The following is a 16819-nucleotide window of genomic DNA, read 5'->3' as shown; positions in this document are numbered from 1 at the left end:
TCGGAGTATGCCGCCCGAGCAGCCTCACAGTCCCAGGAGGGCCGGCCCCAGGAAGGCGCGGGTCCCGCAGACGGCCCGGCTGCCGCGCCGCGCCGCGCGGGCGCGGCCCTGGACGGCCTCGCGGGGACGCGCCGCCGCGGCGCTGGCGGCCCGCGAGCGGGCGGAGCTGGCGCGCGGTGTCCGGTTCCGGTCGGCCTACCTCACGATCATGGGTGTCGTCCTCGCCGTGGCCGCGCTCAACGTGCTGCTGGGGGCGTTCGGCCTCGTCCGCGAGACCCGGTCGAGGCCGCTCACCGACGCCGAGCGCGCCCGCTACGTCGCGCAGGACGTGGCCCGCCGATGGCAGGCCTGGCCCGCGGGCATGGTCTTCCCCGAGGAGCTTCCGTACACCGGCCTCGGCCGGACCCAGCAGTACGCGCGCAGGGTCGGCATCGCGCCCGAAGCGGCGTGCGGGTCGGTGGTCGACGCGCCGGTGGCGCCGGTGCTGGGCGAGCACGGCTGCCGGACCCTGCTGCGCGCCACGTACGTCGACCAGACCGCCACGTTCGCCGTCACCGTGGGCGTCGCCGTCATGCCGAGCGAGGACGCCCGCACCGACGCGGCGGCCGACCTGCCCGTGGACGACCGGGTGGGGGTGCGTCCGGTGTCCTTCCCCGGCACGGTCACCGACTCGTTCGGCGCGGCCCAGCGGCAGCGCACCGGCTGGGTGGGCGCGGGACCGTACATCGTCTTCCTCACAGTGGGGTACACAGACGGAAGGACACGCGCGTCCGTCCCCCTGGAGGAACAGGTGAACAGCGAGATGTGGCCCCTGGCCCAGACACTGGCCGGGCGCATCGCGCGTGCCCTCGGAGAGCCCCCGGACGTCCCCCGCTGCACCCAGGGGAACGTGTGCTGAGGGCGGTCTCTCTCGGCGCGGCGCTGGCGGCCCTCCTGCTCGGGACCGGCCCGGCGGTCTCCGCGGCGGCGCTGCCGGCGGCCACTCCAGGCGGCGGGGAGGAGCGCTGGGCGCTCGACCTCGTCAACGCCGCCGACGCCTGGAAGGTGACCAAGGGCGCCGGGGTGGTCGTGGCCCTCCTCGGCGGGGGCCAGCCCGACTCCGGGCTGCCCGAACTGGCCGGCCGGGTCGAGCGCGGCCCGGACATGACGGGCACGGTGGTCGGCGACGAGACGCAGCGTCCGGGCGACGACGCGACCGCGCTGGCGTCGGTGATCGCGGGGAGCGGAAGCGGCGGCGGGCTCTCGGGCGTCGCGCCGGAGGCGCGGGTGCTGTCCCTTCCCGTCGTGGTGAACCGGCCGGAGCGCGACTACGTCGATCCGGAGGAACGGCCGGAGGAGACGCGCGACAGCCCGCTCGCCCGGGGCATCCGGTACGCCGCCGCCCAGGGCGCGAAGGTCATCTGCCTGCCCGTCCCGGCGTACGGCGTCGACCGGGTGGAGCGCGACGCCATCTCGTTCGCGCTGGCCCGGGGCGCCGTGCTCGTGGCCGCGGTGGGCGACGCGGGCCAGTCGGCGTACGCGCGGCAGAACGGCACCTCCTTCTGGGCGTTCCCGGCGGGATATCCCGGAGTGGTGGGCGTGGGCGCGGTCGACCGGCGGGGCGGCAAGACCTCCGGCAGCAGCGACAACCTGTCGGTCCTGGTCGCCGCGCCGGGAGAGCGGGTGCCGGTCACGCTTCCCGGCGGACGCCGGGGCACGGCGTCGGGCACCGGGGTGGCCAGTGCGATTGTCGCGGGAACCATCGCGCTTATTAAGGCGAAATATCCGGATTTGCCGCCGGAATTGGTGTCACGGGCGTTGACCGCGACGTCACGTCCCCATCCGCCCGCCGGTTATGACGACAAAGTTGGATTCGGCGTAGTGGACGCGGCGGCGGCTCTCGCGAAAGCCGGAGAACTGGTCGGATACGGCCAGGCGTCGGCGGTCCAGGACGACGCGCACTTCGGCAAGGGCCCGGTCTCACGGGCGCCCGCGCGCCCGGGGCCGGATCCGGTTAGGCTCTGGGTCTACGGCATCGCCGTCGTCCTCGGGATCGGCGGTTTCTGCGCCGGCGCCCTCGCGCTCAGCCGCCGGTGATCACATGTTGGCCGCCGTTTGGCCGCATTTCGGGCGCGGTCTTCCTGTTGTTCGCGTTTCCCGTCACAAAGCCGGGTCAATTTTCGCTAAGGTCGCGGCTCATGGGGTACGAGCTGCGCGTAGAGCGTGATGCACCGCTCGCCTACGCCGAACTCGCGAGCGTCTCGGCGCAGGCCGGATTCGAGCTGCGCGGGTCGCACGAGGCGGGCGAGGTCCTGGCGCGCCACGGCGACTCCGCACACCAGATCGCGACCTGGTCCGGACGGCTCGTGGGACAGCCGGGGTCGGACTGGCAGGTCGCCCAGCTCGCCCGGCTCACCGATCTCATGGGGGCCCGGCTGGTGGGCGAGGACGGCGAGGCGTACGGCATCAGGAACGGCGTCGTCGAGCAGATCAACGGGGCGGCGACCTACGAGTTCGGCAAGCTCGAAGAGATCATCGCGGCCGGGCCCGCCGACTGGAGTGTCTGAGACCGGCCGCGAGCCCCCGCCGTACGCGGAACGGGTGCTCGACGTGGTGGACCGGATCCCGGCCGGCAAGGTCATGTCGTACGGAGACGTCGCCGAGTATCTCGGCGAGGGCGGTCCCCGGCAGGTCGGCCGGGTGATGTCCCTGTGGGGCGGCGCCGTGCCGTGGTGGCGGGTCATCCGCGCCGACGGGACCCCGGCGGCCGGTCTGGAGGCCGAGTGCCTGGCGCGATGGCGGGCCGAGGGCACCCCGACGCGGGGCGCGCGGGCCGACATGCGCACGGCCCGCTGGGACGGCCGCGGGTGACGCTCCGGATCCGGCCGGGACCCTGACAGGTCACCCTTCGCCATCGGCGCGTCACGCGCCGGATCACACGATATTCACAGGCTGTCCCAAGTCAGGTCTGGCAGTGTCCTGACAGCATTACCATTTTCTGAACACAGGTCTGGCGAAGGGCGGTGCCTCCCTTATGACACCCGCACCCACGAGCGACGCCGTCGCTGAACGATTGCGGGCTGTCCAGGAGCTTTACGACCGGGGCGAGCCCATCGACGCGTTGGTCGCGCTCGTGCGCGCGGAGGGCCTGAGCCCCGCGCAGCGCCGCGAGCTCGACCGTGAGGCGATCGTCGGCCCCCTGGGCCTGCGCCTCGACGCCGCGGCCAAGCGCGGGGCGGCCCGCCGCCGCCAGGCCGTCGACGTGCTCCGGCCGTACCTGGCGCAGGTCGATCCAAAGGTCAAGCGGGAGCTTCCGGTCGGGCGCCGGGTCGCCTGCCACCTCATCGAGACCCAGGATCCGGGCGCGCTCGCCGAGGGCGACGCGCTGGTCAAGCTGGCCGCCGCCGCGGCCGAGCCGTCCCGCCGGGTCCGCCGGGGCCTGCGGTGGTACGCCGACCTGCCGGTGGAGGTCGGCGATCCCTCGCTGCTGCGCCTGCGCGCGGCCGACCTCGTGCCGGTGACCCAGATCGACGACATCACCTGGGTGGGCAACCGGCTGCGGATCACCGGGCACGCCTACATCGCGGGCCTGTCGGTCCGTGGCCGGCGCTTCAACCACGCCACCGTCGTGCTGCGCGGCCCCCGCTGGCTGCCCCGGGTCACACTGCGGACTCGGCGGATCTACCGGCCGGAGGCCACCCACGCCGCCCGCGAGCCCGGGTGCAACTACGACTGGGCGGGCTTCAGCGCCGACCTGCACCCGTTCTCGCTGCGCTGGCGGGCGGGGGTGCGGGCCCTGGTGCGCGGCGCCAAGCGCCTGCTGCGCCGCCGCCACACCGTCCAGGACACCACCACCTGGCGGGCCGAGATCGTCATCTGGAGCCGCGCCGCCCGGTCCAGGGGCGTGCTCCGCGGCCCCGTGATCGGCCGCACCGAGCGCCCGGCCGGCCTGCGGGTGCGCCCGCGCTGGTGGGTGCGCCCGGTGTGGACCTCCGACAAGGCGCTCCAGGTGGTCTACCAGCCCACCCGCGCGGAGCTCACCGGCGTCCGGCTGGACGGCGACAGCGTCGAGCTCACCGGCTTCCTGCCGGGCCGTCCGGTCACCAGGGGCAAGGCCCGCGTCGGCGGGCACCGGATGTCGGCCGACTTCACCCCGGCCGAGGGCGGCAGCCGCTTCTCGCTCTCGCTCGCCGTCCACACCTTGCTCAGCGCCGAGTCCCGGCGGCTGTGGGTCGAGCCGAAGGGCGACCCCGCGGCGGCGGTGATGCTGGAGGGCGCGGAGGAGACCCGGCTGCTCGTGGGCGACCGCGAGATCACCGTGCAGGGCGACCGGCGCGACCGCGTCGTCATCTCCGGCCACAAGATCCTGCCCGTGATCACGTCCGCCGCGTGGCAGGACGAGTCGATCACGCTGACCGGGCGTTACCCCGACCCGGACCACGGCCCGCGCGATCTCGTGCTGCGGCACCGGGGCGGGCTCACCATCCGCGTCCCGCTGGAGCGCGACGGCGAGCGGTTCACCGTACGGCTGTCGCCCGGCGCGATGCCGCGCTTCGGCACGGCCGTGCCGCTGGCCGAGGGCACCTGGAACATCTCCGTGGCCCCGCCCGGCAAGTACGGCCCCGCCATGGTGCCCACCCGGTTCGACCACGCGGCGCTCGACGGGCTGGACGAGGGACCCCGGACGATCGGCGGCCGGGTCTACCGGTTCGTCGCCACCCGGTTCGACGTGCCGGTGCTGGTCGCGGCCGAGGACCGGCCCGGCGACGAGCGCAGCGCGGCGGGCGTGTGGGCGCTCAGCCGCACGTTCTACCCCGCCGAGCGGGCCCGGCCGGTGCGCGACGCCACCGTCTACGTCTCCTTCGACGGCCGCGCCTACTCCGACAACCCGCGGGCGATCTACGAGGAGCGGCTGCGCCGCGGCGACGAGAGCGAGCACATCTGGGTCGTCAGGGACGGCGCGTTCGTCCCGCCGGGCACGCGCGAGCTGGGGCTCGGCGACGGCGTGACGCCCACCGTCGTCCGCGAGGGCAGCCGGGAGCACTACGAGGCGCTCGCCCGGGCGCGGTACGTCGTCTCCAACGGCTTCCTGCCGCAGTGGTTCCGCGCCCGTGACGAGCAGGTGTGCGTGCAGACCTGGCACGGCACACCGGTCAAGCACATCGGCCGCGACCAGGCCCACATGAAGCGCGAGCCCCGGCCCCCGGTCTGGCACCGCCAGGCCGTCGAGGTGCGCGGATGGGACCTGCTGCTGTCGCAGAGCCCCTGGGCGTCGTCGGTGCTCCGCAAGGCGTTCGGCTACGAGGGCGAGATCCTCGAGTCGGGCTACCCCCGCAACGACGTGCTGCTCGCCGGGGACCGCGACGTCGTCGCGGCCGAGATCAGGCGGCGCATCGGCGTCCCCGAGGGCAAGCGGGTCGTCCTGTACGCCCCGACCTTCCGGGACTGGGACCGCAGGAACGCGGCGGTCAAGCTCGACCTGGCCGACGCGAGGCAGGCCCTCGGAGACGACCACGTCGTGCTGGTGCGCGGGCACATGATGCAGGCCTTCCCGCACGTGAACGCGCAGGGCGGCTTCGCGATCGACGTCACGACCTACCCCGACACCGCCGACCTGATGCTGATCGCCGACGTGCTGGTGACCGACTACTCGTCGGTGATGTTCGACTTCGTGGCGACCGGCCGGCCGGTGGTGCTGTTCACGCCGGACCTGGGCAAGTATCGCTCGTCCAGGGGCATGTACCTCGACCTGGAGTCGCAGCGGCCGGGGCCGCGCCTGGAGACCTCCGCCGAGGTGGTGGAGACGCTCCGCCACATCGACACGGTCACCGCGAAGCTGCACGACCGCTACGCCGCCTTCGTCCGCACCTACGCCCCCCACGACAACGGCAAGGCCGCCGCCCGCGTCATCGACCACGTCTTCACGTCCTGACCGGCGCCGAGAACGTCGTGGACAGCGGGACAGAGATGCCGGACGGACGAGAGTCGCAGGAGACGGGACCAGGATCGCGGCCGTACGGGCGGATGCTCGTGCTGGCCGCGGTGGTCCTCCTCCTGGACCAGGCCTCCAAGCTGTGGGCGGTCTCCGCGCTCGCCGACGGCGCGGCCGTCACGGTGATCCCACGGCTGCTCCGCTTCCGGCTGCTGCTGAACCCCGGCGCCGCCTTCTCGATCGGCGAGGGGGCGACGTGGGTGTTCACCCTGGCCGCGGCCGCCGCGGTCGGCGGCATCCTGTACGTCGGGCGGCGGCTGCGTTCACCGGCCTGGACCCTGGTGCTGGGCGCGTTGCTGGGAGGCGCCACCTCCCATCTGCTCGACCGCCTCCTCCGTCCGCCCGCCTTCGCGCAGGGCCATGTCGTGGACTTCATCGACTACGGCGGCCTGTTCGTCGGCAACGTGGCGGACATCGCACTGGTCGGAGGCTGCGCCCTCCTCCTGCTGCTCACCCTCCGCGATGTCCCCCTCGGAGCCGCGCCCGACAAGGCCCGCCCATCCCCATGAGCGAACCACCCCATTCGCCTGACCGAATCTCCGTGGCTGTTCGGTAACGGTAAGTAATATTGAGCGTGTGGCGTTCATGAAGCAGGACGACATCCAGCGCCTGTGCCAGGAGCTCAACGACGCCGGCTATACGGCCGAGATCACCTATGGCCGGGTCGTCGTGAGCCCGAAGGTCAGCCGGGAGCAGTCGAACATCACCTTCCGGCTGATGAACCAGCTTTTCGACAAGGTACGTGAGAATCGGTGGGTCATCCACTCGAACTGGGGCGTTCACATCCCGCCGTACCCCGACATGCGGCTTCCCGACCTGATGATCGCGCCGCAGGACGCCGAGCAGTACGACGACATGCACATTTTCGGCGACGGTGCGTTGCTGGTGGCCGAGGTGTGTTCCAAGGGGACCCGGTCGATCGACTGGGACGAGAAGCCGCTGGAGTACGCCCGGGCGGGAGTGCCGCTTCTCCTGATCGTCGACCCGGTGACCGACCCCGCGACCGTCACCCTGATGCACGAGCCGCGCAAGGATCTCGCGGTGGACGACCTCCGCGAGCCGTACCAGCGGGTCAGCGTGGTCAACGCCGGAGAAACACTCCGGCTGCCGGCGCCGTTCGACATCGACCTGAACACCGGGACGCTGTTCGCCTGACCGGGTCCGCCGCCGGACCGTCCATGCGTGGACGGCGCGGCGGCGGGGCGGCCTGTGAAGGGGAATGGTCAGGCGGGAGAGCGCGGCGGGATGTCCATGACGCCGAGAGCTGCCAGGCCGATCAGGTGCATCCCGGCGCTCCGGGCCTCGGCGAGCGTCAGTTCGACGAGAGCGCGGTCGTCGATCTGCAGGTGGACGCGGGGTTCGTCGTCTCCGGGGCCGAGCACGAGGTCGAGCCACAGCCGCTGGGGGAGCCCCGCGAGGGGGATGGCGTGGAGATCGACGGCCTGAATCCAGGCGTTGTGAACGCGTTCGGTGGAAGGCTCGTCGATGTGGGCCTCCATGCACCAGGGCGGGCACGACCGGGGTGAGGCGTACGGGCTGGAGGAGTGGCCGGGAGCATTCGGGAAGACCCGGTCGGCGAGCCCGCTGCTCAGGTCGGCTCCAAGCGCGGCTGTTCCTGGTCGAGAGCCTGATGGGAGCCCTGGTCACGGGGCCACCGCGATCTCGGCGAGGCTCTCCTGCTCGGCCATGACACGGCACAGCTCGCGCAGGTCGTCGGCGTCCACCGTACGACAGGCGCCCGCCTCCTCGGCGGCCGCCGTGAACGGCCGCTCCCGGCTCGCCCAGAACCGCCCGGCGTCCCGGCGAGCGTACCAAGATCCTCGGCGCCGACCTGGTCCCGGCTCCGGGCCATGTCGCGGACGCGCTCGGCATCGACGAAGGGGACAACGTCGTACGACGCCGACGCGCCTACTACGACGATCTCGGAGCTGTCGCGCTTTCCACCTCGTGGCTTCCTGGCCAGCTTGCCGACGCCGCGCCTGAGCTGCTGGTGAGCCGACCGCTGCCGAAGATGACCTTCGGACTCGTCGAGGAGCGCACGGGACGCCGGGCGGTCAGGCGCCGGGACATAGTCGCGATCAAGGCTGCTCCCGAGGATGTGGCCGCAGCGCTGGGCGTCGATCCCGGGACACCCGTGTTGACCATGACGAACTGCTACTGGGATCAGCATGGCGAGATCACCGAGTACGCGGAGGACTATCTCGGACAGGGCCGCGAACTTTCCGCCGACTTCGACCTCGACTGATCCGGGAGTGGTTGGCCTGGGGTGATGACCATGGGATTCCGGGCGTCTGGCGAGACCGGATAGCGCTGTACTGGGCATTCGGGCACGATCTGCCGCAGGGATCTGGTGGAATGCTGTGTTGTGAGTGGTCAGAACTACCGGCTGGTGCGGCGTGGGGGCGTGGGGCGCCGCGTGGCTCCCGTGCTGGACGAGCACCAGAGGGCCGTCGTCGAGCACGAGAGCGGGCCGCTGCTCGTGCTCGCCGGCCCGGGGACCGGAAAGACCACAACGATAGTGGAGACCGTCGTCGACCGGGTCGAACGGCGGGGCGTGGACCCCGAACGGGTGCTGGTGCTCACGTTCAGCCGCAAGGCCGCCGGGGAGTTGCGCGAGCGGATCACCGCGCGGATGCGCCGGACCACCAGGACGCCGCTGGCCCTCACCTTCCACAGCTACGCGTACGCCCTGCTGCGGCGGGAGGCGGTGCTGGCCGGTGAGCCGCCGCCGCGCCTGCTCACCGGTCCCGAGCAGCTGCTGGAGATCCGGCGGCTGCTGCACGGCGAGCTTGAGGACGGCGCCCGCCACTGGCCGCCGGACATGCGGGAGCTGCTCAAGACCCGGGGGTTCGCCGAGGAGCTGCGCGACTTCCTGTCCAGGGCCGCCGAGCGCGGCCTGTACGGCGACGCGCTGGTGCGGCTGGGCCGCGAGCACGGCAGGCCCGACTGGGAGGCCGCCGGGCTGTTCTCCTTCCGCTACCAGGACCGGTTCGACCTCGATCCCGTGCCCGCGCTTGACTACTCGGAGCTGATCCGGGAGGCGGCCGGGCTGCTGACCGACGGAGAGGTGCGGGAGCGCGAGCGGGCGGCCTACGACGTGGTGCTCGTGGACGAGTACCAGGACACCGACCCGGCGCAGGAGTTCCTGCTCAGGCAGCTCGCCGGGGACGGCCGCGACCTCATCGCCGTGGGCGACCCCGACCAGTCCATCTACGGCTTCCGCGGCGCCGACGTGCAGGGCATCCTGCGGTTCCCCGAGCGGTTCCCGGCCCGGGACGGCCGTGACGCGCCGGTGGTCGCGCTGCGCGTGTGCCGCCGCAGCGGCCCGGCCCTGCTGGAGGCGTCCCGCCGCGTCGCCTCCCGCCTGCCCGCCGTACCGGGGCATGACAACAGGGCCGGCGGGCACCGCGACCTGATCCCGGTCGGGGACGCGGACCCGGGCGAGCTCAAGGTCCTGCTGGCCGACAGCGTCAGCCAGGAGGCCGCGGTGGTGGCCGACACGCTCCGCCGGGCGCACCTGCTCGACGGGGTGCCGTGGTCGCGCATGGCGGTGCTCGTGCGCAGCGCCACGCGGCAGGTGCCGCTGCTGCGGCGGGCGCTGGTGTCGGCGGGGGTGCCGGTCGTGGTCGCGGGTGACGAGCTCCCGCTCGTGCAGGAGCCCGGCGTACGGCCGCTGATCACGCTGCTGCGGGTCGCCGTCTCGCCGTCCGCGCTCGACGTGGCGACCGCTGAGGAGCTGCTGACCGGCCCGCTCGGCGGCACTGACATGATCGGCGTACGCCGCCTGCGCCGCGCCCTGCGGATCGCCGAGCACGAGGCGGTGGCCGCGGAGGCCGCCAAGGAGGAGGCGGGCCAGCCGGCGCTGCCCTTCACCCCGCGCTCGTCGGACGACCTGCTGGTCGCGGCGCTGCGCGACGCCCGGGAGCTGACCGGGGTCGAGCCGCACGTCGCGGCCCCCGCGGATCGCCTCGCCCGGCTCCTCGCGACCGCCCGCGACGCCGTACGGCACGGCCGGGGCGCGGAGGAGGCCCTGTGGGAGATCTGGCAGGCGAGCGGGCTCGCGGAGCGCTGGAGCGAGGCCAGCCTCGCGGGCGGGGCGCGGGGCGCCCAGGCCGACCGGGACCTCGACGCCGTCGTCGCCCTGTTCGACCACGTCGCCCGCTTCGCCGACCGGCTGCCCAAGGCCGGGGTCGCGGTCTTCCTCGACGATCTGACGTCCCAGGAGATCGCCGGTGACTCGCTCGCCGAGTCGGCCCCCGAGGGCGACGCCGTACGGATCCTGACCGCGCACCGGTCCAAGGGCCTGGAGTGGGACGTGGTGGTGGTCGCGGGCGTGCAGGAGGGCCTGTGGCCCGACCTTCGGCTGCGTGGCTCGCTCCTCGGCACCGAGGCGCTGGTCGAGTTCGCGGGCGGGTCGGCGCTCGACACCACCCAGGCCGCGGCGGCCGCGCTGGCGTCGAAGCTGCTCGCCGAGGAGCGGCGGCTGTTCTACGTGGCGGCGACCCGGGCGCGCCGGAGGCTCGTCGTCACCGCCGTCGGCGGCGAGGACACCGACGAGCGCCCCTCGCGCTTCCTCACCGAACTGCTGCCCGGCGGCGTCGAGGCGGCGACCGTGGACGACCGGGCGCGGTGGCTCAGCATGTCCGCGCTGGTCGCGGACCTGCGCGCCGCCGTGTGCGACACGACCAAGCCGGAGGCGGTGCGCCGGGAGGCCGCCGCGCACCTCGCCCGGCTGGCCCAGGCCGGGGTGCCGGGGGCGAACCCCGGCGAGTGGTACGCCCTGACCCCGATCTCCGACGACCGGCCGCTCGGCTGGCCGGACGACATCGTGCAGATCTCGCCGTCGTCGGTGGAGAACTTCACCAAGTGCGGGCTGCGCTGGATGCTGGAGACTGCGGTCGGGGCGGGGTCGAGCAACGTCACCCAGAGCCTTGGCACGGTCGTCCACGCGATCGCCGCGATGGCCACCGAGGACGGGACCGACTACGTCAAGCGGCTCGACGACATCTGGGACCAGTTCGACTTCGGCGGGCTGTGGTTCAACCGCAAGCAGCGCCGCGTCGCCGAGCAGATGGTCGACCGCTTCGTCCGGTGGCAGAAGGACAAGCAGCGTGACCTGGTCGCGGTCGAGGAGGCCTTCACCGTACGGGTGCCGGGCCACGACATCCAGATCACCGGCCGGGTGGACCGGGTGGAGCGGGACGGCGCCGGCCGGGCCGTCATCATCGACATCAAGACCGGCGGTGGCAGGCCCAAGGACACCGAGATCGACCGGCATCCGCAGCTCGGGGTCTACCAACTCGCCACGACGCTCGGGGCGTTCGAGCGGCACGGCCTGACCCAGCCGGGCGGCGCGTCGCTGCTGCACCTGGGCAAGGCGGCGGGCCAGGGCGCGGACGCGCGGGAGCAGGCGCAGCGGGCGCTCGCCGACGAAGACACGCCCGGCTGGGCGGACGACCTGGTCAAGACGGTGGCGACCGGCATGTCCGCCAACGTGTTCGTCGCCACGGTCAACGACGGCTGCCGCAACTGCGCCGCCCGGATCGCCTGCCCGGTGAACGACAACGGAGGACAGGTGTGCTGACGCCGGGCGAACTGGCCGGCCGGCTCGGGATCCTCCCGCCCACCCCCGAGCAGGCCGCCGTCATCGAGGCGCCGCTGGAGCCGATGGTGGTCGTGGCGGGCGCGGGCTCGGGCAAGAGCGAGACGATGGCCGGGAGGGTGGTCTGGCTCGTCGCCAACGGCTACGCGCGCCCCGAGCAGATCCTCGGCCTCACCTTCACCCGCAAGGCCGCCGCCGAACTGGCCGAGCGGGTGCGCCGACGGTTGGCGGGGCTGGCGGAGGCCGGGCTGGTCGAGCCCGAGATGCTCGACTCCGAGCCGACGGTCTCCACCTACCACGCGTACGCCGCGCGGCTGGTGACCGACCACGCGTTGCGCGAGGGCCTGGAGCCCACGATGCGCCTCGTCACGCCCGCCGTGGCCTGGCAGATGGCGGCGCGGGTGGTCGGCCAGTACGACGGGCCGATGGACCGCGTGGACCTCTCCCCGCCCAGCGTGACCGCCGCCGTCCTCGACCTGGCCGGGGAGCTGGCCGAGCACCTGCGCGAGCCGGGGGAGGTGCGCGAGGTCGGCGACTGGCTGCGCGAGCGCCTCGCCTCGCTCACCGGGCGGATCATCAAGGACCAGCGCAAACCGGTCGACATCCAGGCCGTACGCGAGCAGTTGTTGCCGATGGTCGAGGCGTACGGACGGCTCAAGCGCGGCCGGGAGGTCATCGACTACGGCGACCAGATGGCGCTGGCGGCCCGGATCGCCTCCCGGCACCCGGAGGTCGGCGCGTCCGAGCGGTCGCGCTTCTCGGTCGTGCTGCTCGACGAGTATCAGGACACCAGCCACGCCCAGCTCGTGCTCCTGCGGTCCCTGTACGCCGGGGGGCACCCGGTCACCTCGGTCGGCGACCCCTGCCAGTCGATCTACGGCTGGCGCGGCGCGTCGGCGGGCAACCTCTCCCGCTTCCCGCAGGACTTCCCGGCGGAGTCCGGCGAACCGGCGCAGGTGCGACGCCTCTCGGTCAGCTTCCGCAACGGCGAACACGTGCTGGATGTCGCGGCCCGGATTCAGGCGCCCCTGCGGCGGGAGGCCCGGGAGGTGCCGGTGCTGGTGCCGGGCGGCAACCGGACCGGGCGCGGGCGGGTGGTCTGCGCCTTCCACGAGACGGCCGAGGACGAGGCGGAGTGGATCGCCGAGGGACTGGCCGCGATGCTGCACGGCGAGGGCGCCCCGGACGGCCTGCCCTGGGGAGAGGGCGAGCGGGCCAAGCGCGGCCCGGCCCTGCAGCCGCAGGATGTCGCGATCCTCGCCCGCAAGAGGTCGCAGTTTCCCGCGCTGCGCCGGTCTCTGGAGGCGCGGGGCATCCCGGTCGAGGTCGTCGGGCTCGGCGGGCTGCTGACCGTGCCCGAGGTGGCCGACATCGTGGCGACGCTGCGGACGCTGTACGACCCGACCGCCGGGGACGCGCTGGTCCGGCTGCTCGCCGGGCCGCGCCGGCGGATCGGCCCGGCCGACCTCAAGGTGCTCGGCGACCTGGCCCGTGAGCTCAACCGCGAGATCAGGGCGGCCAGGGGAGGGCCACGGCCGGACGACCCGCTCGACCAGGTCGTGGCCGATCTCGCCGAGGAGCGCGGCAGCCTGGTCGACGCGCTCGACGAGCTGCCCGATCGGCCCGACTGGCTCGTGCGGTTCTCCCCGCTCGCCCAGGAGCGGCTGCCCGCCGCCGCCCGCGAGCTGCGTCAGCTGCGCGCCCACGCCGGACAGCCGCTGCCCGACCTCATCAGCGAGATCGAACGCCGCCTCGGGCTCGACGTCGAGGTGGCCGCCCGCGGCCGGGGCGGCGGCCCGCTGGCCGCCCGCGCCGACCTGGACGCCTTCCTCGACGCGGCGTCCCGGTTCGCCGGCGACTCGGAGGACCCGACGCTCGGCGCGTTCCTGGCGTACCTCAAGGCGGCCGAGAGCGAGGAGTTCGGCCTGGAGGCCGGGCGGGTCGGCGACAGCAACACCGTCAAGCTGATGACCGTCCACGCGTCCAAGGGCCTGGAGTGGCCGGTCGTGGTCGTGCCGGGGCTGTCTCAGCTCACCTCGCAGAAGGGCGGGCTGATCAAGGGCAGCGTGTTCCCGGCGACCCCGGTCACCAACTCCCGCTGGACGGAGAACCCGCGCAAGCTGCCGTACCCGCTGCGGGGGGACAGCTCCGACCTGCCCGAGCTGGCCGGGCTGGACCGGGAGGCGCTCGGCGCCTTCGACGAGCGCTGCCGCGACCGCGACCTCATGGAGGAGCGGCGGCTGGCGTACGTCGCCGTGACCCGGGCGCACTACCTGCTCATCGCCTCCGGCTACCGCTGGGGGAGCTCGTCCCGGCCGCTGGAGCCGTCGGACTTCCTGCGGGAGATCCGCGAGGCGGGCGCGGGGGTGGTCCGCTGGGCGGAAAGCGAGGGTTCGGAGCACCTGGAGAACCCTCTGCTGGCCGAGCCGTCGGCGGCCGAGTGGCCGTCCGTCACCGTCCACGACGCCATCCGCGACGGCGCCCGCCTCGTGGAGGAGGCGATGACCGGCGCGACGCCCGCGACGGCCTCTGCCGACGACGGCCCCGCTCCGCTGCGGGACCGGGACCGAGAACGGATGCGGGCCTGGGCCCGCGACACCGACCTGCTGCTGCGCGAGCGCGAGACGAACAGCCGGCGAGCGGGCGCGGTGGTGGAGCTGCCGTCGCGGCTGTCGGTGTCGTCACTGGTGACGCTGGCCCAGGACCCGGCGGCGTTCGCCCGGCAGGTGCGGCGGCCGGTGCCGCGCAGGCCCGCCCCGCTCGCCCGGAGGGGCACCACCTTCCACCGGTGGCTGGAGTCGCGCTGGGGTCAGCAACGCCTGATCGACGACCTGGAGCTGCCGGGCGCCGCCGACGAGCTGTCGGAGACCGAGATGCAGCTCGCCGAGCTGCAGGAGCGGTTCGAGGAGAGCGAGTGGGCCGTGCGGGAGCCGGTCGACCTGGAGGTCCCGTTCGAGACGATGATCGGCGACCGGCTGGTGCGCGGGCGGATGGACGCGGTCTTCCGTGAGCGCGACGGCTATGTGGTGGTCGACTGGAAGACCGGCGAACGGCCGCACGGCCGGGCCGCCGACACCGCGTCGGTGCAGCTCGCGGCCTACCGGGTGGCCTGGGCCGCGCTCGCCGGAGTGCCGCTGGAGCAGGTGGGGGCGGCCTTCCACTACGTCCGCTCGAACGAGACCATCCGCCCCGTGGACCTCCTCGACGCGGACGGCCTCACCACCCTCATCCAGCGGGTTCCCGAGGAGTAGTCTCCGGCTCGTCATCGTCGAACAGAGCACTCGTCTCGATCTTTATCCCGAAGGGCTCGGGCAGTTCCACGACCTCGCCCTCCTCCGCCGTGGCAATCTTCCGGTACGGCTGCCGGACGTCGAACGGTTCGAGGCCGGGAAGGGGATCGCTCATCAGCGTGACCCTGCGTGGAGTCGGCACCGGGTCCACGATCAGGAAGAGCGGCACGCCCGCCCGCGCGTAGTCGAGCGGCTTCTCCTGCCAATCAGCCTTACGTGTGCCAGGCGAGCACACCTCCACGACAAGCAGGAGACTGTGCCCATGTACGCGCAGCGGATCGAGGTACTCGACTTCGCGCCGCGCGACGATCATGTCAGGCAACCGATGGTCGAGCAGTGGTGGAATATGGACCGCCCAGTTGTAGTGGAACCGCCAGCCGTTCACCAGCTTGAGAGGAATCAGAACGTTTGTGAGCCGGTCGATGATGTCGTTGCTTTCCTTGCTCATCCATGGGCTCACGACGATCTGCCCAGAGCGGATTTCCGCCCGGTAATCGGCGGCCTTGAGTTCGAGGCACAGTTGCAGCACCTCGTCGGGGAGCTCTTGGGGCTCGTGCTCGTCTGGGGCGGAGTTGTCCTGCCTTCGCGGGGCGGGGCGGTCGTGCCTGCCGCGACGAGTCGGCTTCGTAAGGGCCATGTCGCCGTCCTCTCCTACTCCTCCATGTCGATGGTACGGAACGTTCTTGCATCGACACGGAAGGTAACCGATAAGTGATGGCACGGGTGCCTCAGGAGGCGGTGAAGTGGAGGAACTTCCACCGGGGGGAGGAAAACCACCGTGGTGATTTCGGTCATTGGCCGTAAATGCCATACCGGCAGTTTCTGAGAGTGATTGTCTCTTTTGTCGGCGCGGGCTGTTCATGATCGGCTATGAATGCCCCATGTCTCTTCTGCGGATGGCGTTGGTGATGGCTGGTGTCGTGGCGGCGGCCGGGTGCTCGGCGTCGGCGAATCCGCCGGATACCCACCTGCCTCTGGACGCATACAGCCTCGGTGCCGAGAACCGGGCCCAGGTCCTGCGGGCGCGGTTCATGCTGGCCGAGGAGTGCATGCGTCGTGCGGGGCTCGATTTCCGGTTTCCCGCCGTCGAACCGGTGACCAACCTGCACAACATCGATTATCTCGGGTGGTTCGATCCCGAAGAGGCCCAGAAGTCGGGCTACGCGGGGGAACGCCGGAATGTGAGTGAGGACACGGGGATCCCCACGTACTCGGGCAGCGACGACGAGTTTCGTGTCCTGATGGGAAACGTTCGGCGGTACCACGGGCGGACGGTGCCGCCCGGGGGCTGCATGGCCGAGGCCGACGCGGTGCTGAACCGGGGAGCGCGGGGCGTGACCCAGGCGGACATCCGGAAGAGGTTCGACGACGACGAGGTCCCGCGTTTCGCCGACAGCGCGTCCGACGCCGCCTCCCGGGACCCGCGGATCGCGGCGGCCGAGCGCGAGTGGAGCGACTGTATGGAGTCGAGGGGCTTCCACTACAGCAGCATCGGCCAGGCCGTCGGAGACCCGCGCTGGGCGACGACCGCGAAGGACGACCAGATCGTCAAGCCACGCGGCACGCGGGCCGAGATCGACACGGCGGTCGCGGACGCGCAGTGCCGGGCCGAGACCGGCTACTCCGACGTCCGCCGCACGGTCTATGTCGAGGCCCAGCAGCGGGTCATCGACCGTGATCGTGCCCGGCTCAGCGTCATCAGGTCGCTCAACGAGGCCCGCCTCGCCAACTCCGCGAAGGTTCTCGGCTCTCAGCCCAAGTAGCGGAACTCGGGCTTCCTCGGCGCGGTCTCCCATGCGGCCTTTGGCGTCTCATGAGTCGTGAAGGGTGCCGGTGTGTGTCACGCCGTGCGTCCCGTCGCCGGCGATGGAGTAATCGGTGGACCCTGGCCGTTGGGCCACGTTACGCGGCTTGTTTCGGGTTTGTTGCGTCCGTTGTATTTGTCCATCGGCCGCC

Annotated in this window: 13 protein-coding genes; 11 read left to right on the top strand and 2 right to left on the bottom strand. The window is 72.6% G+C overall.

Annotation, left to right across the window (positions count from 1 at the left end; genetic code table 11):
• Positions 1-7: 7 nt before the first annotated feature.
• The 7 genes from Mam01_RS20790 (at position 8) to Mam01_RS20760 (ending at position 7126) form a co-directional block, all read left to right on the top strand.
• Positions 8-898, top strand: coding sequence for a hypothetical protein (locus Mam01_RS20790; protein ID WP_204286906.1), 891 nt, complete (start codon positions 8-10; stop codon positions 896-898).
• A complete protein-coding gene (locus Mam01_RS20785) occupies positions 892-2076 on the top strand; it encodes a S8 family serine peptidase (RefSeq protein ID WP_204286905.1) in 1185 nt (394 codons plus the stop codon). Before Mam01_RS20790 ends, Mam01_RS20785 begins: the two co-directional genes overlap by 7 nt.
• 101 nt (positions 2077-2177) lie before the next feature.
• Entirely contained in the window at positions 2178-2546 is a 369-nt protein-coding gene (locus Mam01_RS20780) for a hypothetical protein (RefSeq protein WP_204286904.1), read from the top strand.
• Positions 2539-2850: an MGMT family protein gene (locus Mam01_RS20775; protein WP_204286903.1), complete on the top strand. Its 312-nt coding sequence runs from the start codon at positions 2539-2541 to the stop codon at positions 2848-2850. The genes Mam01_RS20780 and Mam01_RS20775 overlap by 8 nt, the downstream gene beginning before the upstream one ends.
• Positions 2851-3052: 202 nt before the next feature.
• Complete coding sequence (locus Mam01_RS20770) at positions 3053-5911, top strand: CDP-glycerol glycerophosphotransferase family protein (RefSeq protein ID WP_239101478.1); 2859 nt, start codon at positions 3053-3055, stop codon at positions 5909-5911.
• A 35-nt stretch (positions 5912-5946) separates the two neighbouring features.
• Positions 5947-6480, top strand: coding sequence for a signal peptidase II (locus Mam01_RS20765; protein ID WP_204286901.1), 534 nt, complete (start codon positions 5947-5949; stop codon positions 6478-6480).
• Between the two features lie 76 nt (positions 6481-6556).
• Positions 6557-7126: a Uma2 family endonuclease gene (locus Mam01_RS20760; RefSeq protein WP_239101490.1), complete on the top strand. Its 570-nt coding sequence runs from the start codon at positions 6557-6559 to the stop codon at positions 7124-7126.
• Between the two features lie 68 nt (positions 7127-7194).
• Here Mam01_RS20760 and Mam01_RS20755 read toward each other — a convergent pair whose 3' ends face one another.
• The gene (locus Mam01_RS20755; RefSeq protein ID WP_204286899.1) at positions 7195-7470 is read right to left on the bottom strand and encodes a hypothetical protein; all 276 of its coding nucleotides are present in this window, start codon (positions 7468-7470) and stop codon (positions 7195-7197) included.
• A 317-nt stretch (positions 7471-7787) separates the two neighbouring features.
• Between Mam01_RS20755 and Mam01_RS20750 the strand changes: the two genes are divergently transcribed.
• From Mam01_RS20750 to Mam01_RS20740, 3 genes are all read left to right on the top strand, one after another.
• Positions 7788-8216, top strand: a complete 429-nt coding sequence (locus Mam01_RS20750; RefSeq protein ID WP_204286980.1) for a UTRA domain-containing protein — start codon at positions 7788-7790, stop codon at positions 8214-8216.
• A 120-nt stretch (positions 8217-8336) separates the two neighbouring features.
• On the top strand, positions 8337-11555 hold the full coding sequence (locus tag Mam01_RS20745; RefSeq protein WP_239101477.1) for an ATP-dependent helicase: 3219 nt from the start codon (positions 8337-8339) through the stop codon (positions 11553-11555).
• Positions 11549-14824, top strand: a complete 3276-nt coding sequence (locus Mam01_RS20740; RefSeq protein WP_204286898.1) for an ATP-dependent helicase — start codon at positions 11549-11551, stop codon at positions 14822-14824. The genes Mam01_RS20745 and Mam01_RS20740 overlap by 7 nt, the downstream gene beginning before the upstream one ends.
• Here the strand turns inward: Mam01_RS20740 and Mam01_RS20735 are convergent.
• Entirely contained in the window at positions 14799-15500 is a 702-nt protein-coding gene (locus Mam01_RS20735) for a Uma2 family endonuclease (RefSeq protein WP_204286897.1), read from the bottom strand. The genes Mam01_RS20740 and Mam01_RS20735 overlap by 26 nt on opposite strands.
• Before the next feature lie 244 nt (positions 15501-15744).
• On the opposite strand from Mam01_RS20735, the gene Mam01_RS20730 reads away from it, so the two are divergent.
• Positions 15745-16626 (top strand): hypothetical protein, encoded by an 882-nt coding sequence (locus Mam01_RS20730; RefSeq protein ID WP_204286896.1) that lies wholly within the window; start codon positions 15745-15747, stop codon positions 16624-16626.
• The last annotated feature ends 193 nt before the right edge of the window (positions 16627-16819 follow it).

Source organism: Microbispora amethystogenes (genome assembly GCF_016863015.1).
Classification (GTDB): domain Bacteria; phylum Actinomycetota; class Actinomycetes; order Streptosporangiales; family Streptosporangiaceae; genus Microbispora; species Microbispora amethystogenes.
Note: the sequence above shows the minus strand (reverse complement) of the source record. Positions and strands in the feature narration are given on the sequence as shown.

What these genes read in the sequence shown, in the direction of transcription:
- Mam01_RS20790 (WP_204286906.1), top strand. Translation starts at nt 8, where the DNA reads ATGCCGCCCGAGCAGCCTCACAGTCCCAGGAGGGCCGGCCCCAGGAAG.
- Mam01_RS20780 (WP_204286904.1), top strand. Translation starts at nt 2,178, where the DNA reads ATGGGGTACGAGCTGCGCGTAGAGCGTGATGCACCGCTCGCCTACGCC.
- Mam01_RS20765 (WP_204286901.1), top strand. Translation starts at nt 5,947, where the DNA reads ATGCCGGACGGACGAGAGTCGCAGGAGACGGGACCAGGATCGCGGCCG.
- Mam01_RS20760 (WP_239101490.1), top strand. Translation starts at nt 6,557, where the DNA reads ATGAAGCAGGACGACATCCAGCGCCTGTGCCAGGAGCTCAACGACGCC.
- Mam01_RS20755 (WP_204286899.1), bottom strand. Translation starts at nt 7,470, where the DNA reads ATGGAGGCCCACATCGACGAGCCTTCCACCGAACGCGTTCACAACGCC.
- Mam01_RS20735 (WP_204286897.1), bottom strand. Translation starts at nt 15,500, where the DNA reads ATGGCCCTTACGAAGCCGACTCGTCGCGGCAGGCACGACCGCCCCGCC.
- Mam01_RS20730 (WP_204286896.1), top strand. Translation starts at nt 15,745, where the DNA reads ATGTCTCTTCTGCGGATGGCGTTGGTGATGGCTGGTGTCGTGGCGGCG.